We start from the raw sequence: 25,128 nt of genomic DNA, 5'->3' as shown, positions 1-25,128 counted from the left end.
TGTAGTAGGCCAGACACCGTCCGGAGGCCCCGGTGGGGTCGAAAATCACACCGGCAGCAGTCTCGACACGATGTCGGCCAGCTGCTGTGCCGAGCGGCACTCGTACATGTTGATGACCTCGCGATAGACATCGGCGGCAGAATCGCCGGACCCCCATTGTCCGATCGGCTCCGGGTTGAGCCAATAGGCATGCTTGGCGACCGACACCGTGTGTGCCAGGGCGGCGACCTTCGGATCACGGTAGTTCGTACGGGCATCACCGAGTATCAGCACCGAGGTTCTGGAGGTGACGGATTGGGCGAATCTGTCGTCGAAGGTCTGGAACGCATTTCCGTAGTCCGAGTGCCCGTCGAAGGTGATCAGATCGGACTCGCGAATGATCCTCGACATCGCAGCGCCCAGATCGGCATTGGAATCGAAGAACTGCGTCACCTCGTCGGTCGAATCGATGAAAGCGAAGATGCGGACCTTCGAAAACTGCTCACGGAGAGCATGCACCAACAGCAACGTGAAATGGCTGAAGCCGGCAACCGAGCCCGACACGTCGCACATCACCACCAGTTCGGGCCTTGCCCGACGGGGCTTGCGCTGCACGAGATCGATCGGTACGCCGCCGGTGGACATGGATTTGCGCAGGGTCCGACGCAGGTCGATCGAGCCGGCGCGGCTTCGGCTCCGTCGCGCAGCTAGCCTGCTGGCCAAAAGCCTGGCAAGCGGTGTGACGCTGCGTTTCAGTGCCACCATTTCGGTGTCGGACGCACGAAGAAAGTCGACTTCCTCAGCCAACTTGGGAACGCCGTAACTTGCCACTCGCTCACGTCCGAGTTGCTCCGCTGCGCGACGCCGGGTCTCGATGTCGATCATCTTGCGAAGGTCGGCGATACGCGCTGCAGCGGTGCGCTTGGCGACCTCGTCCTCGTACGGCGACGAGGACCGGTCCGAACCGGTCTCCGCGTTACCGAGAAGACCCTCGAGAATTTTGCTCAGCAACGTATCGGGTGCGACGTCGCGTAGCGCCTGATACGCAGAGAACGACGGACCGTTGGTCGAGGTGTACTGCCCGAGCTCCTCGACCATCTGTGCGGCGAGCATTTCGGTGAGGCTCACCGCCTCCGGGCTGCCGTCGACGAGCAGCTCGGTGATGAGTTCGCGAAGCGCAGTGATGTCGACTTCGCCGTCGGCCGTGCGCGGAAGGGCAGTGTCGATCTTCCCTGAGTCCCGCTGCCCGGACGCCGCTGGAAACCACAGATCGAAGAGAGCGTCGAACGTGTCACGATGCGTCGGCCGACGAAGGAGCGAGCATGCAAGACCCTCGCGAAGCGCTTCGCGATCCAGCATATCGAGCACCGAGAGCACTCGACCTGCGTCGATGGTTTCGGACGGCCCGACCGCGATCCCGCGTTTACGCAACGCGGTGACGAAATCCACGAGGTGACCGGGCAGACCGTGAGGAGGTGACTGCATGTCAGTTCAGCCGAAGCTCGGCCGCAGCTTTGATCTGGTCGGATTGGTGTTTGAGGACGACGCCGAGGGTCGCTCGGACCGCGTCGTCGTCCAGGGTGTCCATGCCGAGGGCGAGGACAGTGCGACCCCAATCGATGGTTTCGGCCACCGATGGGAGCTTTTTGAGTTGCATCGCACGCAACACTCCGATTGTGCGCACCATCTGTTCGGCAATCGCTTCCGGAAGTTCCGGCACCCGACTGGCGAGGATCCGCAGTTCCAGATCGGCGTCGGGGAAGTCGAGATGCAGGTACAGGCAGCGCCGTTTGAGCGCCTCCGACAACTCACGCGTTGCGTTCGATGTCAGGATGACGAACGGCTTCCTCGTTGCGGTGATGGTCCCCAGTTCGGGAATGGTCACAGCGAAATCACTGAGTACCTCGAGCAGCAAACCCTCGATCTCGACGTCCGCCTTGTCCGTCTCGTCGATGAGCAGAACAGTCGGATCCTCGCGTCGAATGGCCTGCAGCAATGGCCGAGCCAGCAGGAACTCTTCGGAAAATACGTCCAGCTTCGTCTCGTCCCAATCCTGATGGCCGGCCGAGCTCGACTGGATGCGCAATATCTGCTTGGCGTGATTCCACTCGTACAGTGCTCGTGCCTCGTCGACGCCTTCGTAGCACTGCAGTCGAATCAGTTCCGCGCCCGTCGACTGAGCGACGGCACGGGCAAGTTCGGTCTTACCGACCCCTGCCGGGCCTTCGATCAGAAGCGGCTTGTCCAGCCTATCGGCAAGGAACACCGATGTTGCTGTGGCTTTGTTCGCCAGGTAGCCGGTCTCGCCGAGCCGGGCGACGACGTCGTCGACGCTTGCGAACAGCGGCGGCGACGTCGGTAGTGCTCGATCCACGTCTGCTCCTTCTACTTTTTCTCAGACCGCGCGGGTGTGTCCTTCGCCCCAGACGGTCCATTTGGTGGAGGTAAGTTCCGGCAGGCCCATGGGCCCGCGAGCGTGCAGTTTCTGCGTCGAGATACCGATTTCTGCGCCGAACCCGAACTGCTCTCCGTCGGTGAATGCTGTCGATGCGTTGACCATCACGGCCGCGGCGTCGACCCGGGTGGTGAACTCTCGGGCTGCGCTGAGGTCTGCGGTCACGATTGCTTCGGTGTGTCCGGTGCCGTACTCGTCGATGTGCGCGATGGCCTCGTCGATACCGTCGACGACCTTGAGGGCGACGTCGAGGGACAGATACTCCTCGGCCCAGTCCTGTTCGGTGGCGGGCACGAGTCCGGGTAGGTCGCCGTGCACGACGACGCTATGGCTCTGGAAAGCCTGTAGGAGCTGAGGGACGGCGGTCTCGGCAATTGCCGCATCGACCAGGATGGTCTCTGCTGTATTGCAGACGCTGACGCGTCGAGTTTTCGAATTGAGAACGATCTTCTCGGCCATGAGAAGGTCGGCGGCGGAGTGGATGTAGATGTGGCAGTTACCCACTCCGGTCTCGATCGTCGGCACCGTCGCATCTCGCACGACAGCCGAGATCAGACCAGCGCCGCCGCGTGGGATCACGACGTCGACCAGCCCTCGTGCCTGGATCAGATGCGTGACGGAGGACCGATCCGCGCTGGGAAGCAGTTGCACTGCGTCGATAGGAAGTCCGCTTGCTACCAGCGAACTCTGTAACACCTGGACCAGTGCGGCATTGGAACGGGCGGCGGACGAAGATCCCCGCAGCAGCGCCGAATTTCCTGATTTGAAGGCAAGTCCGAACGCATCGACCGTGACGTTGGGTCGGGCCTCGTAAACCATGCCGACGACTCCGAGGGGCACCCGTACCTGGCGAATCTCGAGCCCGTTGGGCAAAGTCGACCCGCGTACGACGCCGCCGATAGGATCCGGCAGCCCTGCGACCTTCCGCAGGCCTGCCGCGATGCCGTCGATACGTGAACCGGTGAGTCGAAGTCGGTCGAGCAGCCCTTCGTCGGTCCCGGCGGCGCGCGCGGCGTCGACATCGGCAGTATTCGCGGCCAGCACCTCGGGGACTGCCGCCAGCAGGGCATCCGCTGCTGCATGCAGCGCAGCGTCCTTGGCTGCGGTCGTCATCAGCGCCAATGTCCTCGATGCCACGCGTGCGCGTCGGGCGGCGGCGTGGACCTGCTCACGCGTGTCGAGTTCATCGATGGTCGCGTTCGCCGAAACAGGTGTGACCGTCATGCCCTACACAGTAGCCAGCGACTTCTTCCAGCAAGATGCGGTGCCCGGAGAACCGAAGTTCCTCGGCCCGAAGCTACGGAACGAACCCCAAATTCTTGTCGACGACATTCCGAAGTTCCTCCGCGTGCGCATATCGGTGAAAGTTGGATACGAAGACTTCCGCCAATTGCCTCCGCCACCCAGTGGCATCCCCGCTCATGTGCGGGGTCACAACAAGGTTCGCGGTGGACCACAGGGGATCGTCCGCCGAGAGTGGTTCGCTGTCGAAGACGTCGAGCGCTGCACCGGCTACGTGTCCGCTGCGCAGGTTTTTCACGAGCGCATCGGTGTCGAGCAGTTCTCCCCTGCCGACGTTGACAACACGCACACCTGGCTTCGCCGCAGCCAGAACGCTCGCGTCGACGACTCCTCTCGTTGCCTCGGTCAGCGGGGCGACCAGAACAAGATAATCGGCGTCGTGCACGACGCCGCTGAGGTCGGAACTGGCATGAACGACGCCGAAATCGACATCTCCTGCGCGTGCAGTTCTTCCCACGCCCGATACCGTCATACCTACCGCCGACAACAACCGGGCAATCTCGCGCCCGATTGCACCGGTGCCGACGATCATCGCGTGTGCTGTATCGATGCGCTCGGTCTCGCGATGCTTCCAGATTCGCTGCCGCTGCAGCTCCGCTGACTCCGAAGATTTCTTGGCGAAGCCGAGAATGTGAGCCAGCACGAACTCCGCTATCGGTCGATCGAACACTCCTCGCGAATTCGTCACCACCACATCCGAAGCCACGAGATCGTCGAACATCAGGGAATCGACGCCTGCGGCGGCAATGTGGATCCACGCGAGCTTGTCGAACCGATCCCACACTTGCCGTACGGCAGGCGAGAAGAAGTCCCACAGCAGCAGAACGTCCGCTCCTGATACCGCATCGTCGAGAGTATCGACTGTGGCATAGCGCACCTCGGCCACTTCGGCCACCGACTCGAGGCCTTCGGGGACATTGTCGGCGTGAAATACCACGACGACCGGCCGGGTTGTCATCTCGACTTGTATCCGACCAGTTCGATGCCCTGAGCCGCCAGCTCGTCGTCGTTGTCACCGGGGCGCTGAGTACCGCGAAGTGACCGTCCGGCCGTCTCCGGCATCAGAAGAATCGGGACGAAGGCGATAGCGGCGGCCAGCATCATGTACCAGCCGGGGATCAGGTTCGATCCGGTTCGGTCGATGAGGAACGTCAGAATGAGTGGAGCCGTACCACCGAAGAGTGAAGTGGACACGTTGTAGCCGATTGCAAAGGCTCCGTAACGAACCTGTGTCGGAAACAGCGCCGGCAGCGTCGAGGATACGCACGACAACATGATGACGAGAAGAATTCCGAGCCCGAGCAGGCCGACTGTCTGTCCGACGATCCCGGTATTGATGATCAGCAGGAACAGCGGAACGCTGAACACGAAATAGCCGGCGCAGGCCGTGAGCAACAGCGGCTTTCGACCGACCCTATCGGACAGTGCGCCGATCGGATTGATGATGGCCATCAAGATCAGCATGATGACGACCAGCGTGAAGTTCGACTGTGTGGTGCTGTGCCCCAACGTGTCACTGAGGTAGGACGGCAGGAAGGTGAGCACCGTGTAGTACGCAATATTGAGTAGCAGCACGAAACCCATCAGAATGAGGATCCGCTGCCAGTAGGTCATCGTGGACTTCAGCGAGGCGATCGCTCCGCCCTCCGAGCCCTCCGTGATGGTCTCGCCTTCGGCCTTGGCCTCGGCGAATACCGGCGAATCTTCGAGTCGGGTACGCAACCACAGTGCCACCATGCCGAGAGGAAGAGTCAACAAGAACGGTATACGCCAACCCCATGCCTCCATGGTGTCGTCTCCGAGCCCGAGGTTCAGCAGGGTGCACAGTGTCGCGCCTGCGACAGTGCCTGCGAGCGTACCGAATTCGAGGAACGAGCCGAAGAAACCTCGACGCTTGTCGGGCGCATACTCCGCCATGAAGACAGCCGCACCACCGTATTCACCGCCGGTGGAGAATCCCTGTACCAGGCGGCATACCAACAGAAGTATCGGAGCGAAGATCCCAATGGTGTCGAAGGTCGGCAGGATGCCGATAGCCGCGGTCGCCAGAGACATCATCGTCACGGTCAGCACGAGCACCTTTTGGCGACCGATTCGGTCACCGAGAGGTCCGAGTACGATCCCGCCGATCGGCCGAATGATGAACGATGCCGCCAGGACTGCGAAAGTCGAGAGCAGGCTCGCTCCCCCATCCTCGGACGGGAAGAAATTCGCAGCGATGTACACCGCCAGATAGCCGTACACGGCGTAGTCGAACCACTCGACGGCGTTGCCCAGGGCAGAACCGCCGATAGCGAGGTGGAGAGTCTTGGTTTCTTTCGGGGTCAGTTCCTTGGTGTTCGGCGGATACCCCGTGATGGGGTGACCAACTGCATCTGCTGTCGGGCTTTTGGGTGACTGTGTCACTGTCCAATACCTCTCGCTGTGTGAAGAAAATGGAGCGTCGGGTTGGTCCTGTGCAGCGGTTCACGTTACTTGCGCGTACGTCTCGGTTTCATACAACCCCTAGGTCGCGGCCATAACACCTGGTGACGCCACACTTCTGCACGCAATCAGTGCATACGCCGCTGCGCTGTCACACAATTGGCGCACCGACACGGACTCGTCGGGCTGGTGGGCCTGCAATTCGATCTCACCCGGACCCAGCACGATGGCGGGAATACCCATGTCTCGCACAATGAAACCGCCGTCGCACGACGCAGTCCAGATATCGGTGCCGTGGTGGCCGGCAGAGTCGGCCACCGCAGTGACAGCCGATTGGACGATGTCGGAGTCCTTGCTGGTCAGAAAGCCTGGCATTTCCATCGAGACGTCCACTGCCACTTCGATCCCGTCGCCGATGATCCCGGTGGCGAGAATGCGTCGATGCAACTGCGCCGCCACGATGTGAGCGTCTTCTCCTGGTAGCAACCGCCTGTCAACGGTGATCACGGCGCAGTCGGCAACCATCGATGTCCCGGTTCCGCCGGAGACAGTTCCTACGTTGAATGTTGCTGCTCCCAGCACCGGATGGGCCTCGGCACGTAACTCCTCGCCCATCGAATCGATGAAAACGACGATCCGCGCAGCCGCCGAGATTGCGTTACGGCCGTTGGACGGGCGCCCCGCGTGAGCCGAACGACCCCGCACGGTGATCTCGAGATTCGCTGCACCCCGACACCCGACGATGGTCATCAGATCCGTGGGTTCGGCGACGATACACCGAGAATAGCTACGGCGCATGGTTGTTCGCACGAAGGATCGAATCCCCAGTCCGGTATCTTCCTCGTCGACCAGACACGCCAGCGATACGGGTGCTGAACCCACTGCACCGCAACGCTTCAGGGCGGACATAGCGACTACGACGGCCGCCAATCCTCCCTTCATATCGCATGCGCCCCGTCCGTACAGACGCCCGTCGCGCACTGTCGCCGCGAAGGGATCTCTCGACCATCCGCCTCCCGCCGGTACGACATCGGAGTGCCCGAGAAACAACACACCAGGTTCCTCGCTTCCCCCGACCGACACCACGACGTTCGGCCGTCCCGGGGCAACGTCGTCGATCTCGATGTCGAATCCGAGCTCGCGACAGGTATCGGCCAGCACCCTGGCTACGGATTCCTCGGTACCACCGGGGTTTTCTCCCCCCGCATCGATCAACGCCGACGCAAGCGCCACCAGCTCACCTTCGTCGATCGCAGCCAGTACCCGAGCCTCCAGTTCGGCTTGACTGTTCGATCGCCCTTTCATCGAGTGGAATCGGCATTTCGTCGAATGGCCTGTGCACTCAGCGGCGCGGAATCGAGAGATCGAATCGAGAGGGACTTGTCCACTGCCGCTGCCAGTCGCTTGACGCCCTCGTCGATACGTTCGGGCGAGGAAGATGCAAAACACAGCCGCAAGGAATCTTCGAATTTGCCGCCGACCGACAACGCCGGGCCGGGGATGTAGGCAACGCCTTCGGCAAGAGCGACTTCGAACAGTGCCTCTGTGGACAGCGCGGCGGCGTCGCCTCTCAGCGTCGCCCAGAGAAAGAAGCCGCCTTCCGGGTCGGTACACGAGATCCGATCACCGAAATACTTGCCGAGACTGCGTTGCATCGCGATTTTGCGTGGGCGATATACCGCGCTCAGCGAACGCAGATGCGTCGCGAGGTGTCCACGTCGGATGAATTCGGCGATCATTCGTTGCCCCGGAAGGTTGGTGCACGTGTCCATCGCCTGCTTGGCATTGATCAACAACTGCCGCGCCTCGGGCGCCGCGTCGACCCAACCGACGCGAAGCCCGGGGGCGATCATCTTGGAGAAGGTTCGCACCGAGAAAAGGAGTGGATCGTTCGGGCCCAAAGATTGGAAGCTCGGGATGTGTTCGCCCTCGAATCGGAGCAGCCCATAGGGATCGTCGTCGAGAAGGATCGAACCCCACCTGTGTGCCAACTCCAGCAGCAGCTTTCGTCGCGCCAGCGACATCGTTGTGCCCGAAGGGTTTTGAAAGTTCGGAATGACGTAGATCATCTTGGGCAGCCGGCCTGCGGCCTCGACCAGATCGGGCAGCGCCTCCACCACGAGACCGTCGGCATCCATCGGCGCTTCGAGCACGTCGCCCCCGTAGCTCAGGACGGTGGCGGTCCCGTTGGTGTACGTGGGGCTTTCGACGATCACCAGGTCGCCGGGATCGACGAACAGTTTGCACGCCAGATCGAGGCCCTGCATACCACCGGAAGTGATGACGATCCGCTCTGCAGAGGACGGTTCACCGACCGAATCGAGATATCCCAGGAGCGCGTCGAGCAGACCCGGGTCGCCCTCGGTGGCGGCGTAATCCATCGCGTCGGCCGTGATGACGGTGGCGGCGATCTCTGAAAATAGTTCGGCTGGAACGGTTTCCGCAGCAGGAGAGCCCATCGCGAATCGAACGATGTCGTGCTTTTGAGCAGCGAGGAGCGATGTCGACGAGTCGATCACCGATCCCACCAGCTTGTCGGTGCGCAGAGCCCACGGAATAGTGGTGGCGATCATGTCTCACTCCTTCGTCAGTAGTTGCCGCGGGTAATCGGTGAATGTCTCAACGCCGCGTTCGGTCACGCGAACGGCCTCGGATACTTCGTATCCGTAGTCGTCCATCCACATTCCACCGATGATGTGGAACGTCATGTTCTCGGTCAGGACCGTGTCGTCATCGGTTCTGATGCTCACTGTCCGCTCGCCCCAGTCGGGCGCGTAGGCGATGCCGATCGAGTACCCGATGCGCGACGGCTTGTGCAGTCCATGCTTGGCAAGACTGACGTTCCATACCTGCGCGAGTTCGGTAGTGCCGGCCCCGGGGCGAACGGTGTCGAGGACCTCGTTCAGTGCCTCACCGGTGGCATGAGCCAGGTAGTCCAGCCGCTTGCTGGGCTTGCCCAGAACAATCGTTCGGGCCATCGGGATGTGGTATCGCCGGAACACACCGGCAAGTTCGACCACCGTGGTCTCACCTTCGACGAACACCTGATCCGACCAGGTGAGGTGAGGGGTGTCCGCCCCTGCCCCGGTCGGCAGCATCGGCACGATCGCGGGATGGTCGCCGCCGAAGTCGACTGTGCCCTTGATCTGGGCGTTCATGATCGCCGCTGCCGCGTCGCATTGCCGCAGCCCGACGCCGATCGATTCGAAGGCGGCACCCATCGCCGACTCGCACACCTGCGCGGCACCCCGCATGAGGTCGATCTCGGCCGGGCTCTTGACGACGCGAACCCAATTGATCAACTCGAACGAATCAGTGAACTGATACTCGGGCAGAGACTTCACCAAGGCTTCGAAGGCTTTGGGGCTGAAGTAGTAGGAATCCATCTCCAAGCCCACCAGCCCGTGGGAGAAGTTGTCGACCATTCCCAGTTCGCGCAACTTCTGTGCCACCCACACGAACGGGTGTGTTTCCTTGCGCTGCACGAAGGTTTCCGGGTACCCGAACGTCTGCTCCTGCGGCAGCCAGGAGGTACGAAATGCTCCGTTGGCATCCATCTCCCTGGCGAAGAAGTACAGGTTTCCCTCGAGCGGCACGTACAGGACTTGCGGTGTGTAGAACGACAACGCGTTGTAACCCAACAGATAGTAGAGATTCGACGGGTCGGTGACGATCAACGCCGTGAGGTGCTGGCTGGCCATGCGCTCTCGTACCGTGGCCAGGCGCTGGGAGTACTCGTCTTCGGTGAACGTGATCGGCGTGCTGTTGGGCAGATCGGCATACTCCGCCAGCCCAGGGGTATGGCGTGGACCGACAGCGCTCGTGAATGTGACCGCTGGTTCGACTGGATTGTTTGGTTCGACTGGATTGTTTGGTTCGACTGGGAGCCCGGACTCGTTCACTCGTACCCCCTTTCGGGGCGTCGCGGGAGGCCCAGAGACCTCCCGTGCATTTTGCAGATTGTTGACAATCAGGCTATGCGTCCGAGTCCTGGTGCTGCAAGGGAACTCGTGTTACTTCTTCGTTTCGATCAGTCGCACGCTGTCCACCACGTGCACGCTCAGTCGGCCACAGCGCCGACGCGGGCATCGAGCCCACCGGCAGCCGCCTCGGCCTGCATGGACCGACTCAGGTCTGCGATCGCAGTGTCCATGTGCTCGTGCAGACCTGCTTCGAGTGCAGCCCAATCCGAACCGAGGAGTAGGTCCACCAGCAATCGATGCTCCTCGACCAACGCCTCGGGCCGGAAGTATGCCGTCTCCAGGTTGGTCATACAGATGCGTGCCTCAGCTGCCAATGTGGCGTACATCCTCGACATCCGACTGTTCGACGTCGCCGCCACCATCGCCGTGTGGAACGCCAGGTCCCGCTCGGCCAGACCGAACCAATCCGCTGCGTCGATGAACGGTTGCATCTGGTCGACGATTGCCGACAACTCCGCCGCCGTCGCCTTCAGGACGGTGATCTCGCCGTGGACGAGCGTCCATGCGGCACCGACCTCGATCGCCGCGCGGGCCTCGTATATTTCGGCGACGTCGTCGACGCTGAGCTCGACAACGAACACACCGCGATTTCGGTAGCTGATCAACAGGCCTTCCTGATTCAGCCGCTGGAGCGCTTCGCGAACCGGACCACGCGAAATCCCCAGCTCGGCAGCAACATTGGCTTCGTTGATCTGCTCGCCCGGTGTGTAGGATCCGTCGATGATGCGATCGCGGATCTGATCGGCGATCACCATCGACGTATTGCGGGCGTCGATCGGGGTAAGTCTTCGGGAACCTGACATATGCAAAACCTCCTGCTAGGACCTCGGGATTGCGAAGTATTTGTATTCCAAGAACTCGTCGATTCCGACTTTGCCGCCTTCGCGGCCGAGTCCGGACTGCTTGACGCCACCGAACGGGGCAGCAGGGTTCGATACGAGACCGGTGTTGATGCCGACCATTCCCACTTCGAGCCGCTCCCCCATACGCAATGCGCGATCGATGTCCTGAGTGAAAACGTAACCCACAAGCCCCCATTCGGTGTCGTTGGCGAGCGCGATCACTTCGTCCTCGGTGTCGTACGGCACGATCGCGGCAACGGGTCCGAAGATCTCGGTCGACATGAGATCGGACTGGGCGTCGACATCGTCGAGCACCGTCGGAGGATAGAAATAGCCTGGCCCAGAATCTTCCTGCCCACCCACCACCGCCCGGGCACCGCGCGCGAGCGCATCGTCGACCAGACGTTGCACCTTGGCTCGGCCGCTGCGATCGATGAGCGGCCCCACTTCGACACCGGCCCGACTGCCGACACCTACTGTCAAGGCACCCATGCGAGCAGCGAGCTCGGCAGCGAAGTCCTTGGCGAGCGAGCGGTGGACGAAGAACCTGTTGGCTGCCGTGCAGGCCTCGCCCATGTTGCGCATCTTGGCCACCATCGCCCCGTCGACGGCCCGGTCGAGGTCAGCGTCCTCGGCGACGATGAACGGGGCGTTGCCGCCGAGTTCCATCGACGTCCGCATCACGGTCGGAGCTGCCTGCGCCAACAAAATCTTCCCGACGGCCGTGGAGCCGGTGAAGCTGATCTTCCGGGCCGAGCCGCTGGCCATCCACGATCCGACGACTCCTGCGGCGTCGGTCGTCGGGACCACGTTGACCACGCCGTCGGGAACCCCTGCTTCGACGAGGATCGCAGCCAATGCGAGTGCTGTCAGCGGAGTCTGTTCGGCCGGCTTGAACACCACCGTGCATCCGGCGGCAAGCGCCGGACCGATCTTTCGGGTGCCCATGGCGAGCGGAAAGTTCCACGGCGTCACCAGAATGCTGGGACCGACCGGAGCTCTGGTGACGATGATGCGGTTCTTTCCATCGCCGGTCAGCGTGTGATCGCCCGAGATGCGGACCGCCTCTTCGGAGAACCATCGAAAGAACTCTGCGCCGTACGCGACTTCGCCTCGGGCGTCGGCGAGCGGCTTGCCCATCTCGGCGGTGATGATGGCAGCCAATTCCTCGGTCCTGGCGATGATCAAGTGGAATGCACGAGAAAGGATCTCGCTTCGCGCGCGTGGTGCCGTCTGCGCCCAGGACTCCTGCGCTGCAACAGCGGCCGCCATCGCAGCCTCCGCATCGCTGATGTCGGCATCGTCGACGGCGGCGAGCACCTCGCCGGTTGCGGGATCGACGACGTCGAACTTCCTCCCGCTGTTCGCTGTTCGCCAGGTCCCGCCGATGAACAGCTGGGTCGGCGAGGTGATGGCCGGGCGCGTCATGGACGTCATAGCTGATGCCCCTTCCTGGGGGTCTGGGTCGAACGTGTCGAAGACGCGGGATCGAGGAGTTGCGCCAGGTGCATCGAGGCCGACGGGCTCTGATTGCCGGTCAGTTGGCGCACCTGCATGTGGCAGCTGAAGCCGTCGGTCAGGATCGGCCTGGTCGGATCAGCGCGTCGTACCGCTGGTGCCAGGGCCTGTTCGGCGACTTTCATGCTCATGTCGTAGTGATCCGGTTCGAAGCCGAAGTTGCCTGCCACCCCGCAACAGCCGGTCGCTTCGTCGACTCCGCCGATTCCCGCGGCAGCGAGCGCCTTTCGCTGCGTGGCTTCGCCGAACACTGCGTACTCGTGGCAGTGGGTCTGCACGGTGACCTCTTCGGGGACGTCGGCCGACGGACTCCACCCCGCGGCAGCCAGCTCGATCACCGCACCGGCGAAACTCTGCACCCGTGCGGCGACCCGTCGAGCCGCCTCGGTGCCCACCAGTTCGGGCATATCCTTGCGGAGCGTTGCCGCACAGCTCGGTTCGGTGACGACGATCGGTCTGTCGGTGCCATCATCCAGTGCGGCAACGGTTCTGCTCAACTGCTTCTTGGCGGTTGCCAGCTGCCCCGTCGAAATCCACGTCAACCCGCAGCAAAGGTCGGTCCTGCACTCTGCTGTCCGGTTGCCCTCGGCGAGAACGCGAACCGCAGCACCGACGATGGCCGGCCGAAACCCCTTGGTGAAGGAGTCGACGAGCAGCACGACATCACCTCCCGGCACGGATCCCGCTGTCTGCGTGCGTAGTTCCCGTCGCGAGGCGAACCGTGGAAGCGATCGCTTGGTCGTGAGACCGCCGATTCTGGCAGCGATGATGCCGGTTCGCGGAGTCATTGCGCGGTTCAGTACCGGTGCCAGGATCGACGTCACTTTCAACCAGCGTGGCAACCAGCCCAGCGAGTAGTGCGCAATCGGCCGCAGCTTCCCCGCGTAGTGATGATCCAGAAACTCCGACTTGTAGGTCGCCATGTCCACCCCGACGGGGCAGTCGGTAGAACAGGCTTTGCAGGACAGACACAGGTCGAGCGATTCCTCGACATCTTTCGAAGCCCACCCTGCCGCGACCGTCGCGCTACTACGAACCATGTCCTGAAGGACGCGGGCACGCCCACGGGTCGAGTCCTTCTCGTCCCCGCTCGCTCGATAGCTCGGGCACATGACGCCACCGGAGGTGGATCGGCAGCGCCCGACGCCGACGCATGCCTGGGTGGCGTGCACGAACGGATCCAAGTCCGGCTTCGCTCCGATCTGATGCAGCTCGAAGGTCGTCTTCCATTCACGATTCGGAATACCCTGCAATGCAAGGTCGTTCATCATCGGCATCGGATCGACGATGCTGCCCGGATTCAGGACGCCCGTAGGATCCCAGATACGTTTGAACCGTGCGAATGCGTCGAGCATCGAGGTCGAGTACATGATCGGCAGCAGTTCCGACCGTGCCCGACCGTCTCCGTGTTCACCCGACAACGAACCGCCGTGCCGGACTACGAGTTCGGCAGCCTCACGTAGGAAGGTCGCCATCACTGCTCTTCCGGCGTCACTGCGTTGGTCGAAAGTGATGCGGACGTGCATGCACCCGGCGCCGAAATGTCCGTACATCACCCCGGTGAGCGAATGCGCGGCAAGAAGGTCACGGAACTCTGCGAGGTACGCGGCCAAATTCTCGGGTGCAACCGCGGAATCCTCCCATCCGGGCCAGGATTCACCACCGCCGGCAAGACGCGCCGACAAACCCGCACCATCCTCCCGCACCCGCCACAGCGATTTCCGTTCAGCAAGGTCTGCGACGATGCGCCCATCCTTCAACCTGCCGAGCTCACGTAAGCGTTCGAGTAATCGCCCAGCCTTGTCCTCGACTTCGGCGACGTTCTCACCATCGAGATCGACGTAGAGCCAGGCGTTTCCCGAAGGCAAGCCTTGGACCGAGTCCGCTCCCCTTCGGTACTGCATCGTCTCGACGATCTTCGCGTCGATCCCTTCGACCGCCGCCGGCGAGAATTCTAGGATGGTCATGACGTCCTCGGCAGCTTCGACGACATCGGCGTATCCCAAACTCAACAGCAACGCAGCAGGCGGGAGGGGAACGAGCGCGACGGTTGCAGCGACGACGATCGCGCACGTACCTTCGCTGCCGACGAGGGCACGGGCCACGTCGAAGCCGTTCTCCGGCAACAACGTCGACAAGTGAAACCCCGAAACCTGCCGCGGAATCCGGCCGAGTTCGAGTCGAAAGTCGGCCAGATTGTCCGATACAAGCGCATGGAGCTCGGCGGTGATCCTGGCCGCTGCAGCGACGGCAGCAGCGTCGTACGGATCGACCGCGGTGACACCGGAGCGTGTCGCCCGCAGCACCACCCCGTCGACAGTGACGATGTCGAGAGCGATCGTGTGGTCTGCTGTCCGGCCGTACCGCACCGAATGATTGCCGCAGGCATCGTTGCCGATCGCACCGCCGACGGTTGCTCGTGATCTGCTCGATGGGTCGGGGGCATAAGTCAATAAGCCGCCGGTCGCGCCCGACACGGCCTCGGCGAGTTCCGAAAGCACGATCCCCGGTTCGACCACGGCCGACTTCGATTCGGCGTCGACCGAGAGCACGGTATTCATGTGCCGCGAGAAGTCCAGGACCACACCTGCGCCGATCGCGTTGCCTGCCATGGACGTTCCCCCGCCGCGGCTCACGATCGGTACACTGCCCTTCACGCACGACTTCACCACCGCGCACACGTCCGCGGTACTGCGAGGAAACACCACGGCGACAGGCGGCACACGGTAATTCGACGCGTCGTACGAATACTCGGCCAGGCGCCGCGAGTTCACATCGACATCGACGCCCGCCCTGCGCAGTTCGTCTAGGACCTGCCCGACGTTGCCGATCACCGTCACAGTGCGCGCTTCAACGTTCGAGCGATGGCATCGAGTCCCTCGGCCACCTCGTCGTCGGTGACGATGAGTGCAGGAATGACTCGTACGACGTTGCCGAACGCGCCGCACGTGAGCAACAGCAGGCCTTCCGATATTGCAGTCTGTTGGACGCGGCCGGCAGCAGCGGCGTCGGGTTTGCCGTTCTCGTCGACGAATTCGAGGGCCTGCATCAGACCGAGTCCGCGCGCGTCGCCGATGGCCGAGTACTGCGCTTGCAGTGCCACCAGGCCGTCGAGCAGCACGTCGCCCTGGAAGCGCGCGTTCTCGACGAGTCCTTCGTCGCGGACGACGTCGAGCGTGGCGACCGCGGCAGCGGCGGCGACAGCGTTTCCGCCGTAGGTACCTCCTTGCGATCCCGGCCACGCCTTGGACATGAGTTCGGTCGACGCCGCGATCGCCGAGATCGGGAATCCCGAAGCCAGGCCCTTGGCTGTGATCACGATGTCGGGGGTGGCAGTCGAATGCTCGTGGCCCCAGAACTTTCCGGTCCGTCCGACACCGGCCTGGACCTCGTCGACGATGAAGACGATCCCATACTCGTCGGCGCGGCGACGCAGCCCTTCGAGGAACGCGGGCGGAGTGGGTAGGTAGCCACCGTCACCGAGCACCGGTTCGATGATGAACCCAGCGGTGTCTGCCGGGCTCGAAATGGTTGCGAGGAGGTAGTCGAGTTCCTGCAGAGCGAAAGCGATAGCGGTGTCCATGTCCCAGCCGTAGCGGAAGGCATGTGGAAACGGTGCGATGTGCACCCCGCCCATGATCGGAGAGAATCCGGACCGAAACTTGGTACCGGCGGTGGTGAGCGATGCCGCAGCGACGGTGCGTCCATGAAATCCGCCATGGAATGCGATGATGTTCGGTCGACCGGTTGCCATGCGCGCCAATCGAATCGCAGCCTCGACGGCCTCGGAGCCGGAGTTGGCATAGAAAACGCTGTCGAGTCCCGCAGGCAGAAACTCTCCGAGTTTGTCGGTGAGTTCGAGCAACGGCTTGTGCATGACGGTGGTGTATTGCGCGTGGATGATCTTGCCTACTTGATCACGTGCCGCTTCGACGACGCGCGGATGACAATGCCCGGTGCTGGTGACACCGATGCCCGTGGTGAAGTCCAGATACCGTTTTCCGTCGGTGCTGTAGATCCAGCTGCCCAATGCATGGTCCACGACAATCGGAGTCGCTTGCTTGAGTGCGGGGCTGAGGTGCGTACGTGTCGGCGCGGTCATGCGGTCCATCGTGATGGAGCAGTTGCAGATTGTCAACAATCTGCAACGCGCAAACTCCATGCTCGTATAGAGGCCACCGTGGACGCCGCATATCGTCGGATGATGACGACTCCGCGCATCGTTGTCCTGGGCAGTATCAACATGGACCTGACGACAACGACTCGACGCCTACCCGAGCCCGGCGAAACCGTCATGGGTGACTCCTTCGACACCGCACAGGGAGGAAAGGGAGCGAACCAGGCCATCGCGGCGGCACGGGCAGGCGCCGACGCAGCATTCCTCGGGGCGGTAGGTGGCGACGCATTCGCTACCGACCTCGAACGAAGTGTCATCGAGGCCGGTGTCGACGCATCCGGACTCCGACGCACCGAAGGTCCGAGCGGAATCGCAGCTGTGACCGTCGACCGTCACGGGGAGAACTCGATCGTCGTCGTCCCGGGCGCCAACGCGACGATGTCCACCTTGACCGATCGTGAACTCGATACCATCGCTACCGCGGATATCTTGCTGTGCCAGTTGGAGATTCCCATCGACACAGTCGTCGCCGGTGCGATTCACGCCAGGGCCCACGACACAGTGGTCATGCTGAACCCCTCCCCCGTTCGACCACTCCCGGGGGTCCTCGTCGACGTCGTCGACGTCCTGATCGTCAACGAATCCGAAGCCGACGCAGTCGGCGCGAGTGTCCTCGATCGCATTGCCCACGTCGTCACCACGCTCGGCGCCAACGGCGCTCGGTACCGCGGACCGGCGTCGACGTTCGACGCTCGAGCTCCACGGATCGACGCCATCGACACCACCGGTGCCGGAGATGCCTTCACCGGGGCATTGGCTGCTCGCTGGCTACAGGGTCCCGAAGAATCAGTCCGATGGGCCTGTGCAGCAGGGGCATTGGCTGCTACGCGTCGTGGCACCGGAGCGTCGTCGGGATCGCGAGCGGATATCGACGCGCTCATCGCGGATGCAGCCCGACGATGACGCTGTCCCCACGGGTCCCCGATCTCGCCGCGCTCGACGTGATGGTCTCGGTCGCGCGGCTGGGCAGTATGAGCGCAGCCGGACGGGAACACGGATTGAGTCAGCAAGCGGTCAGCGCACGGATTCGGGCAGCCGAGCGCGACATCGGTCTCCGCGTGTTCGACCGCACCAACAGCGGCGTGGTGCTCACTCCCGAAGGTGTCGCTGTTCTCGAGTGGGCGGGCAACGTTCTCGGCGCCGCCGAAAAGTTCGCGACGGGTGTCCAATCCCTCCTGCGGGAGGAAAATGCGAGCCTTACCGTGGCTGCGAGCATGACGGTCGCAGAGCATCTGTTGCCGGGCTGGATCGTCCTGATGCGGGCTCGGTTTCCGGACGTACGAACGCAGATGCGGTTGATGAACTCGGCCGAGGTTGCCCACCAGGTCCTTGCAGGTCGCGCCGACATCGGATTCGTCGAAGGACCGCAGATCCCGGACGGCCTCGGAATTCGCGTCGTGGCAACCGACGAACTCGTCGTCGTCGTTCCACCGCAGCACCCGTGGGTGTCGCGAGGCTCGGTCACCGTCGACGAATTGGCCGCGACAGCACTCGTCCAGCGCGAGCTCGGATCCGGTTCCCGCACCACTTACGAGAGCACCGTGCACCCGACGGTTCCGCCGCTGCTGGAACTCAACTCGGTCACCGCGATCAAATCGGCCGTGGCGACCGCGAACGCACCGACGGTCCTGTCTTCGTTGGCAGTCGCTGCCGACCTTCGTGACGGCCGATTGACACGCATCGACATCGACGCCCTGACGATGCCGCGGGAACTGTGCGCGGTGTGGGATCTGCGTGAACCTCTTCGTGGCCCACGCCGAGACTTCTTGGACATTGCCACCTCGCCAAGGACTTGACGGCCGACCAGTGGTCAGTAATCTCCGGTCGGCTCCTGGCCGAGGATCGCTCGGTCCTTTTCAGACGATGCCTGCCAGCACGAACCCTGCGGCACAGGCTCCGACCGAACCGGCCAGGGTTCCGACCGCTGTGGCCAGCGCGAGCGAACGCCTACCGACCTGCACGAGTCGGACCGTTTCGAAGCTCGCCGTACTGAAGGTGGTGTATCCGCCGCAGAACCCGGTGCCGATGACCGTTTGCAGATCGGTCGACCCTTCCGCGAACATGACGAGTCCGGCAAGAAATCCGACGAGCAGGGATCCGGAAATGTTGATGCCGACTGTCGCCCACGGGAACAGTGTTCCCCGCACCTTGGATTTGACGAGAGAATCGGCAACGAATCGGCAGACTGCTCCGAGCGCGCCTGCCAGCGCCATCAGGAGAACGATCATCTCGCCGACCGATCGACATGCATCGAAGCGCCGACGACGATCCCCGCCCACGCGGCGAGCGCACCGAGGAATACCGTCGACACTCCATACGCAAGCGCTATCGGCAGGTGGCCGTCTCTGGTGAGTAGTACCGCTTCCAGCGCAAACGTGCTGTACGTGGTGAAAGCACCACAGAACCCGGTCCCTGCCAGCAAGCGAATCTGTTGCCTGACACCGGCATCAGCACCGCGTCGCGCCATGTTCTCGAGTAGAACACCGAGCACGAACGCACCGAGAAGGTTGATCGAAAACGTGGCAACGGGCCAACCTTGGATCACCTGCGGGATCGCGATCTCGATTCCATAGCGCATCGCGGTGCCGATCACACCACCGGCGAAGACGAGAGCGAGGGCCCTCGGCCGAAGATGTAGAGGCCTCGCAGGCGCGATCATCTGCGCCGCGTCGTCGTCCACATCTGGATCGAACGGCAGGTCTTCCTCGAACAAGGGCACCTCCTCGTGTGTTCGGTGAAGCGTAATCGCCCTGCGGGCGGTGTAACTGTCGGACACGTGCGGCACGATGAACCGATGACCACCACCGAACCGTCGACGGTAGACCTGCGCGCAGATGCCGAGCGGCTCCTTCGAGAGCTGGCCGGGCTCACTGCCAGTCTTCGCGAAGATCAGTGGACGGCAATCGAGGCTCTCGTTGTTCACCGCCGCCGCGCGTTGGTGGTGCAACGCACCGGTTGGGGAAAGTCGGCGGTCTATTTCATCGCCGCCAAACTGCTTCGCGCTCAGGGACTCGGACCCACCGTCATCGTGTCACCGTTGTTGGCACTGATGCGAAACCAGGTAGCTTCCGCCGAGCGCGCCGGTGTGCGGGCCGCAACCATCAACTCCGGGAACATGACCGAGTGGGAAGACGTCCATGCCGATGTCGCTGCGGGCAGGCTCGACGTGCTGCTCGTCAGCCCGGAGCGGCTCAACAACCCGGACTTCCGAGACCAGGTGCTGCCCTCGCTGGCAGCGGACGCGGGCCTCGTCGTCGTAGACGAAGCGCACTGTGTTTCCGACTGGGGACATGACTTCCGTCCCGATTACCGACGGATTCGAACGCTCATATCCGAACTACGCGAAGGGATTCCGGTGTTGGCCACCACGGCCACCGCAAATGACCGTGTGGTCGCCGATGTCGCCGCGCAACTCGGTGTCGGTGGTGGCGACACCCTCGTTCTCCGCGGCGGACTCGAACGCGAGTCGCTCCACCTGTCGGTGGTCCAGATCGAGAACTCCACCGAGCGCGCCGCGTGGCTCGCAGCTCACCTGGCCGAACTCCCCGGGTCGGGAATCATCTACGCCCTGACGGTGTCGGCAGCACGCGACCTCGCGAGCCTGTTGTCGGACCAGGGTTTCGCCGTGTCCGCGTACACCGGCCAGACCGACACCACCGAACGCGAATCGTTGGAATCGGATCTACTGAACAACGAGGTCAAGGCCCTCGTAGCCACGTCCGCGCTGGGCATGGGCTTCGACAAACCGGATCTGGGGTTCGTCGTCCACATGGGCGCACCCTCGTCCCCCATCTCGTACTACCAGCAGGTCGGCCGTGCGGGTCGCGCCACCGACCGCGCCGAAGTCATCCTTCTGCCAGGCCACGAGGACAAGCAGATCTGGAGCTATTTCGCATCGGTAGCCTTCCCACGAGAACACGTCGTTCGGCAGGTCATCGACGCACTCGACCCGGTCAAGCCGCAGTCGACTCCCTCGTTGGAGCCGTTGGTGGATCTCAACCGGAGCCGACTCGAAATGGTCCTGAAGGTCCTCGACGTCGATGGTGCCGTTCAGCGCGTGCGAGGCGGATGGATCTCGACCGGTCAGTCGTGGGCCTACGATGCACCGCGTTACGAGCGCCTCGAGCAAGCCAGGGACGCGGAGCAACAAGCAATGATCGACTACCAGCGCACCGATGGGTGCCGGATGGAATTCCTGCGCAGACAGTTGGACGATCCAGGCCTCGGCGCGGAACCGAACCCTTGTGGCCGATGCGACAACTGCACAGGAAAGGCTTACTCACCTCAGGTGGACGCAGCCGCCGTCGAGTCTGCGCGTGAACGTCTCGACCGCCCGGGACTCGACCTGCCTCCGCGAAAGCAGTGGCCCAGCGGGATGAAGAAACTCGGAGTCTCCCGCTCCGGCAAAATCACCGACGGCCCTGAGCCCGGCCGGGTCCTGGGCCGCCTCACCGACCTGGGTTGGGGTGGGCGCCTGCGAGCAGCCCTCAACGCACCCGACGGTCCAGCCCCCGACGCCCTCGTTCAGGCCTGCATCGCAGTATTGGCCTCGTGGGACTGGGCGAAGAGACCTACCTCCGTGATCGCGCTGGAATCGTCGACGCATCCGATGCTGGTCCGCTCGATCGCCGGCGAGTTGGCCCGCATCGGACGGCTCGACGATCTCGGAACGCTCGCCCTCCGACCGGACCATCCGCGCGTGACAGCCGCGAATTCGGCATTCCGTGTAGCCGGACTCGTCGATTCCTGGCTTGTTCCAGACCTGAACGGGGTCTCCGGACCGATCCTCCTGGTGGACCTGGTCACCGATACGGGCTGGACTCTTACCTGCGCCGGCTCGGCCCTCCGCGGCGCAGGCGCAGATGCTGTCCTTCCGTTTGCACTGGCAACTCCGAAGTAGCCGCCCAGATATCGATAAGACCACACTTGGCATCGGACGGAGTGAGCCGAGTTATCGCACCCTCCTCGACCAGTTGTTACGGCAACAAGCCCAGTTTGTGACCAGAATCACAATCGCGCTGCCACCTGCGAAGGGATGGGTGTTTTCGACACCAATTTCGCCAGGCACGTGAAATGCCAAGGGCACCTTGTTACGTTTATGTTTGCTATGAAACCCGCACAGCTGAGAGCAACCACAGTCACTGCGCCGGACGCAGTGAAGTTTCGTAAGCCAAAGATCTCCGACGGAGTCCGGCTCTGGGAAATCGCAAGAGACTCAAAGGTGCTCGATCTCAACTCGAGCTATTCGTACGTGTTGTGGTGCCGAGACTTTGCAGCAACCTCGGTCGTATCCGACGTCGACTCTCGCGCAGTGGGATTCGTCACCGGCTACACCCGACAGGATTCTCCCACAACATTCTTCGTGTGGCAGGTCGCAGTCGATGCTGATCAACGGGGCAAGGGCCTTGCCGGCCGGATGCTGAACGAACTTCTCGATCGCCTTACCCCACAGGGCATCACACACCTGGAAACAACGATCAGCCCGGACAACGAAGCGTCGATCGCACTGTTCACGGCCCTCGCTCGAACACGAGGGACCGACATTAGAAAAACAGACCTGTTCGCGCCCGATGATTTTCCTGATAGCCACGAAGCAGAGGAGCTCTACACAGTAGGGCCGGCCGCCGTGCGCGCCAGCGAAAGGAACACGCAGTACATGACAGACAAGACCGAGACCACCGAAAAGCCGGACGTATTCGAAACCATCGAGTCCGGCGTTCGTAGCTACAGCCGCCAGTGGCCCGCAGTATTCAAAACTGCCAAGAATTCGACGCTGACCGACGAGAACGGGCGCGACTACCTCGACTTCTTCGGCGGCGCAGGCGCTCTGAACTACGGTCACAACAATCAGATCATGCAGGATGCGTTGGTCGACTACATCACCAGCGACGGCATCACGCACGGCCTCGATATGTCCACGGTGGCCAAGCGGGAGTTCCTCGAGTCGTTCAAGAAGAACATCCTCGAACCGCGTGGCCTCGACTACAAGGTTCAGTTTCCCGGCCCGACCGGAACGAACGCCGTCGAAGCTGCACTGAAGTTGGCACGCAAGGTCACTGGTCGTGAGTCGATCATCAACTTCACCAACGCTTTTCACGGCATGACCCTCGGTGCGCTCGCTGTCACCGGAAACTCGATGAAGCGCGCCGGAGCCGGAATCCCACTCGTGCACAGCACGCCGATGCCGTACGACAACTACTTCGGTGGAGTAACCGAGGACTTTCAGTGGTTCGAGCGCGTTCTCGACGATTCGGGCAGTGGATTCAACCGCCCGGCAGCGGTCATCGTCGAAACCATTCAGGGTGAAGGCGGGATCAACGTCGCGCGACCGGAGTGGTTGCGCGCGCTGTCCGACCTGTGCTCGCGACGCGACATCTTGCTGATCGTCGACGACGTACAGATGGGTTGCGGCCGCACAGGCCAGTTCTTCTCCTTCGAGGACTCGGGCATCACGCCGGACATCGTCACTCTGTCGAAGTCGATCGGCGGCTACGGCATGCCGATGGCACTGACACTGTTCAAGCCAGAACTCGACGTCTGGGGCCCAGGCGAGCACAACGGCACCTTCCGCGGATTCAATCCCGGCTTCGTGACCTCGAAGGTCGCCATCGACCACTACTGGTCAGACGACAAGTTCGAGAAGGAGATCCTCGCGAAGGGCGAGCACATTCGTGATCGCTTCATCGCACTGTGCGCCAAGTACGACGGCGTTTCCACTCGCGGTCGCGGCATGGTTCAGGCTCTCGTGTTCGAAGATGCAGAACAGGCAGGCAAGGTTGCCAAGCTTGCCTACGACGAGCACCTACTGGTGGAAACTGCCGGCCCGAAGGACGAGGTTGTCAAACTTCTTCCGCCGCTGACCACCACGATCGAAGAGCTCGATCGCGGACTCGACATCCTCGAAGCTGCGACAGCAAAAGTCTGCTCGTAGAACACTTCTCACGTGTCGAATGTTTGCTGAAGGGAGCTACACCGCATGATCGTACGTACCACCCAGGAAATCACCGGAACTGACCGAGACATCGAGAGCGAGGATGGACAGTGGCGCAGTAAGCGCATCATCCTCGCCGGAGACAGGGTCGGATTCTCGTTCCACGAAACGACCATCAAGGCCGGGACGGTGAACAACTTCCACTACGCCAATCACGTCGAAGCTGTGTGGCTCATCGAAGGCGAAGGCACCCTCACCGATCGTGAAACCGGTGAAACCTACGAACTCGTTGCAGGATCGATGTACCTGCTGAACGGCAACGAGCGGCACACCGTCGAGCCGCGTACGCAGATGCGCATGTTGTGCGTGTTCAACCCTCCCGTGGTCGGGAACGAAACCCACGACGAGAACGGTGTGTACCCCCTCGTAGAGGTCCCCACGTAAACGAGGTGTCCAGATAAGACGGACTCCGAGTATCTTCGCCCCGCTCGACTTCGGTCGAGCGGGGCGGAGCTGGTTCTGCAGTACGATCCACCGGGGACCCAGCAGGGCTTGGCATCGCGTTTCCTGGATGCGAGAGCCTCCCACTGCCTGCATCGATCCCCCGCGTCCACATGCCGCGCTACCCTGGGGACGTGCCTGCCCCCGCTCGTTCAGCTGCCGCAGCGGCAACCCGAATCGACCAGATTGTCGAACTGTTGTCGGGAAGATCCATCGCGGTCGTCTCCGGAGCCGGCATGTCCACCGATTCAGGTATCCCGGACTACCGGGGGCCGAACTCACCCCCTCGTAATCCGATGACCTATCAGCAGTTCACCGGCGATCACGAGTTCAGGCGCCACTACTGGGCACGGAACCATGTCGGTTGGCGGCATATGGATGCGGCAATGCCGAACGACGGCCACCGTGCGCTGGCCCAGCTCGAGCGCCGAGGGATTGTTTCCGGGATCATCACCCAAAACGTCGACATGTTGCACACCAAAGCAGGTAGCCGACGAGTCATCGACCTCCACGGCGTTTACGCGCGAGTACGGTGTCTGGACTGCGAGCGACTGGTTTCCCGCTTCGCTCTGGGACAACGCCTCGAGCGCGAGAACCCGGGGTTCCTCGACAGCGTCGCGCCGGCCGAGGGCGTCGAGATTGCCCCCGATGCCGATGCGATCATCACCAGCACCGCACACTTCCGAATGGTCGACTGCGAGTACTGCGCAGGTATTCTCAAACCGGACATCGTGTACTTCGGGGAGAGCGTGCCCAAGCCGAGAGTTGCCGAAGCTTTCGATCTCGTCGACCAGGCCGATGCACTTGTGGTTGTCGGCTCTTCCTTGACGGTCATGTCGGGACTGCGCTTCGTCCGACGCGCGGCGAAGGCCGAGATTCCCATCGTGATTGTCAATCGCGGAATCACCCGGGGCGACGAATTCGCCACTCTGACAAGCAATGCAGGATGCTCGGAGACGCTCACCGCACTCGTGGACGCACTGCCGTCACACAAATGATCGGACGCTTCGCAGCCG

General features: G+C 62.5%; 20 protein-coding genes and 1 pseudogene. 7 read left to right on the top strand and 14 right to left on the bottom strand.

Annotation, left to right across the window (positions count from 1 at the left end):
• Positions 1-45: 45 nt before the first annotated feature.
• The 12 genes from BJD99_RS00515 to BJD99_RS00460 all read right to left on the bottom strand — a co-directional run bounded on the left by BJD99_RS00515 (position 46) and on the right by BJD99_RS00460 (position 16,605).
• The gene (locus tag BJD99_RS00515; protein ID WP_084344706.1) at positions 46-1,464 is read right to left on the bottom strand and encodes a VWA domain-containing protein; all 1,419 of its coding nucleotides are present in this window, start codon (positions 1,462-1,464) and stop codon (positions 46-48) included.
• Between the two features lies 1 nt (position 1,465).
• On the bottom strand, positions 1,466-2,353 hold the full coding sequence (locus tag BJD99_RS00510; RefSeq protein ID WP_084344704.1) for a MoxR family ATPase: 888 nt from the start codon (positions 2,351-2,353) through the stop codon (positions 1,466-1,468).
• A gap of 21 nt (positions 2,354-2,374) precedes the next feature.
• Positions 2,375-3,658 carry a glutamate-5-semialdehyde dehydrogenase gene (locus BJD99_RS00505; RefSeq protein ID WP_084344702.1) on the bottom strand — a complete coding sequence of 428 codons (1,284 nt, stop codon included), beginning with the start codon at positions 3,656-3,658 and terminating at the stop codon, positions 2,375-2,377.
• A gap of 73 nt (positions 3,659-3,731) precedes the next feature.
• Positions 3,732-4,694, bottom strand: coding sequence for a D-2-hydroxyacid dehydrogenase (locus BJD99_RS00500; RefSeq protein WP_084344700.1), 963 nt, complete (start codon positions 4,692-4,694; stop codon positions 3,732-3,734).
• Entirely contained in the window at positions 4,691-6,064 is a 1,374-nt protein-coding gene (locus BJD99_RS00495; RefSeq protein ID WP_084344852.1) for an MFS transporter, read from the bottom strand. The genes BJD99_RS00500 and BJD99_RS00495 overlap by 4 nt, the downstream gene beginning before the upstream one ends.
• 177 nt (positions 6,065-6,241) lie before the next feature.
• Positions 6,242-7,465 (bottom strand): M20 family metallopeptidase, encoded by a 1,224-nt coding sequence (locus BJD99_RS00490; RefSeq protein ID WP_084344698.1) that lies wholly within the window; start codon positions 7,463-7,465, stop codon positions 6,242-6,244.
• Entirely contained in the window at positions 7,462-8,733 is a 1,272-nt protein-coding gene (locus tag BJD99_RS00485; RefSeq protein ID WP_084344695.1) for a PLP-dependent aminotransferase family protein, read from the bottom strand. Before BJD99_RS00485 ends, BJD99_RS00490 begins: the two co-directional genes overlap by 4 nt.
• Before the next feature lie 3 nt (positions 8,734-8,736).
• Positions 8,737-9,951: a M24 family metallopeptidase gene (locus BJD99_RS00480; RefSeq protein ID WP_373270494.1), complete on the bottom strand. Its 1,215-nt coding sequence runs from the start codon at positions 9,949-9,951 to the stop codon at positions 8,737-8,739.
• Between the two features lie 269 nt (positions 9,952-10,220).
• Positions 10,221-10,946, bottom strand: a complete 726-nt coding sequence (locus tag BJD99_RS00475; RefSeq protein ID WP_256895211.1) for a GntR family transcriptional regulator — start codon at positions 10,944-10,946, stop codon at positions 10,221-10,223.
• Between the two features lie 15 nt (positions 10,947-10,961).
• A complete protein-coding gene (locus BJD99_RS00470) occupies positions 10,962-12,422 on the bottom strand; it encodes an NAD-dependent succinate-semialdehyde dehydrogenase (RefSeq protein ID WP_084344689.1) in 1,461 nt (486 codons plus the stop codon).
• Positions 12,419-15,343, bottom strand: coding sequence for an FAD-binding and (Fe-S)-binding domain-containing protein (locus BJD99_RS00465; protein WP_084344687.1), 2,925 nt, complete (start codon positions 15,341-15,343; stop codon positions 12,419-12,421). Before BJD99_RS00465 ends, BJD99_RS00470 begins: the two co-directional genes overlap by 4 nt.
• Entirely contained in the window at positions 15,340-16,605 is a 1,266-nt protein-coding gene (locus BJD99_RS00460; RefSeq protein ID WP_084344850.1) for an aspartate aminotransferase family protein, read from the bottom strand. The genes BJD99_RS00465 and BJD99_RS00460 overlap by 4 nt, the downstream gene beginning before the upstream one ends.
• Positions 16,606-16,707: 102 nt before the next feature.
• On the opposite strand from BJD99_RS00460, the gene BJD99_RS00455 reads away from it, so the two are divergent.
• Together BJD99_RS00455 and BJD99_RS00450 are read left to right on the top strand one after the other, a co-directional pair.
• On the top strand, positions 16,708-17,583 hold the full coding sequence (locus BJD99_RS00455) for a ribokinase (protein WP_084344848.1): 876 nt from the start codon (positions 16,708-16,710) through the stop codon (positions 17,581-17,583).
• Positions 17,580-18,476 carry a LysR family transcriptional regulator gene (locus BJD99_RS00450; RefSeq protein WP_084344685.1) on the top strand — a complete coding sequence of 299 codons (897 nt, stop codon included), beginning with the start codon at positions 17,580-17,582 and terminating at the stop codon, positions 18,474-18,476. Before BJD99_RS00455 ends, BJD99_RS00450 begins: the two co-directional genes overlap by 4 nt.
• A gap of 60 nt (positions 18,477-18,536) precedes the next feature.
• Here BJD99_RS00450 and crcB (BJD99_RS00445) read toward each other — a convergent pair whose 3' ends face one another.
• Entirely contained in the window at positions 18,537-18,908 is a 372-nt protein-coding gene (gene crcB, locus BJD99_RS00445; protein WP_084344683.1) for a fluoride efflux transporter CrcB, read from the bottom strand.
• Positions 18,905-19,339, bottom strand: coding sequence for a fluoride efflux transporter CrcB (gene crcB, locus BJD99_RS00440; protein WP_084344846.1), 435 nt, complete (start codon positions 19,337-19,339; stop codon positions 18,905-18,907). Before crcB (BJD99_RS00440) ends, crcB (BJD99_RS00445) begins: the two co-directional genes overlap by 4 nt.
• A gap of 135 nt (positions 19,340-19,474) precedes the next feature.
• On the opposite strand from crcB (BJD99_RS00440), the gene BJD99_RS00435 reads away from it, so the two are divergent.
• The 5 genes and pseudogenes from BJD99_RS00435 to BJD99_RS00420 all read left to right on the top strand — a co-directional run bounded on the left by BJD99_RS00435 (position 19,475) and on the right by BJD99_RS00420 (position 25,110).
• Positions 19,475-21,580, top strand: a complete 2,106-nt coding sequence (locus tag BJD99_RS00435) for an ATP-dependent DNA helicase RecQ (RefSeq protein ID WP_084344844.1) — start codon at positions 19,475-19,477, stop codon at positions 21,578-21,580.
• Positions 21,581-21,715: 135 nt separating this feature from the next.
• Positions 21,716-22,288, top strand: a pseudogene (gene ectA, locus BJD99_RS21125) (diaminobutyrate acetyltransferase); the annotation flags it as partial.
• A gap of 48 nt (positions 22,289-22,336) precedes the next feature.
• Entirely contained in the window at positions 22,337-23,611 is a 1,275-nt protein-coding gene (gene ectB / locus BJD99_RS00430) for a diaminobutyrate--2-oxoglutarate transaminase (RefSeq protein ID WP_256895242.1), read from the top strand.
• A gap of 45 nt (positions 23,612-23,656) precedes the next feature.
• The gene (locus BJD99_RS00425) at positions 23,657-24,055 is read left to right on the top strand and encodes an ectoine synthase (RefSeq protein ID WP_084344681.1); all 399 of its coding nucleotides are present in this window, start codon (positions 23,657-23,659) and stop codon (positions 24,053-24,055) included.
• A gap of 170 nt (positions 24,056-24,225) precedes the next feature.
• Complete coding sequence (locus tag BJD99_RS00420; RefSeq protein WP_084344679.1) at positions 24,226-25,110, top strand: Sir2 family NAD-dependent protein deacetylase; 885 nt, start codon at positions 24,226-24,228, stop codon at positions 25,108-25,110.
• Positions 25,111-25,128 lie beyond the last annotated feature (18 nt).

The organism is Rhodococcus sp. 1163 (genome assembly GCF_002091985.1).
Taxonomy (GTDB): Bacteria; Actinomycetota; Actinomycetes; order Mycobacteriales; family Mycobacteriaceae; genus Rhodococcoides.
This window is presented reverse-complemented; position numbering and strand designations above follow the sequence as displayed.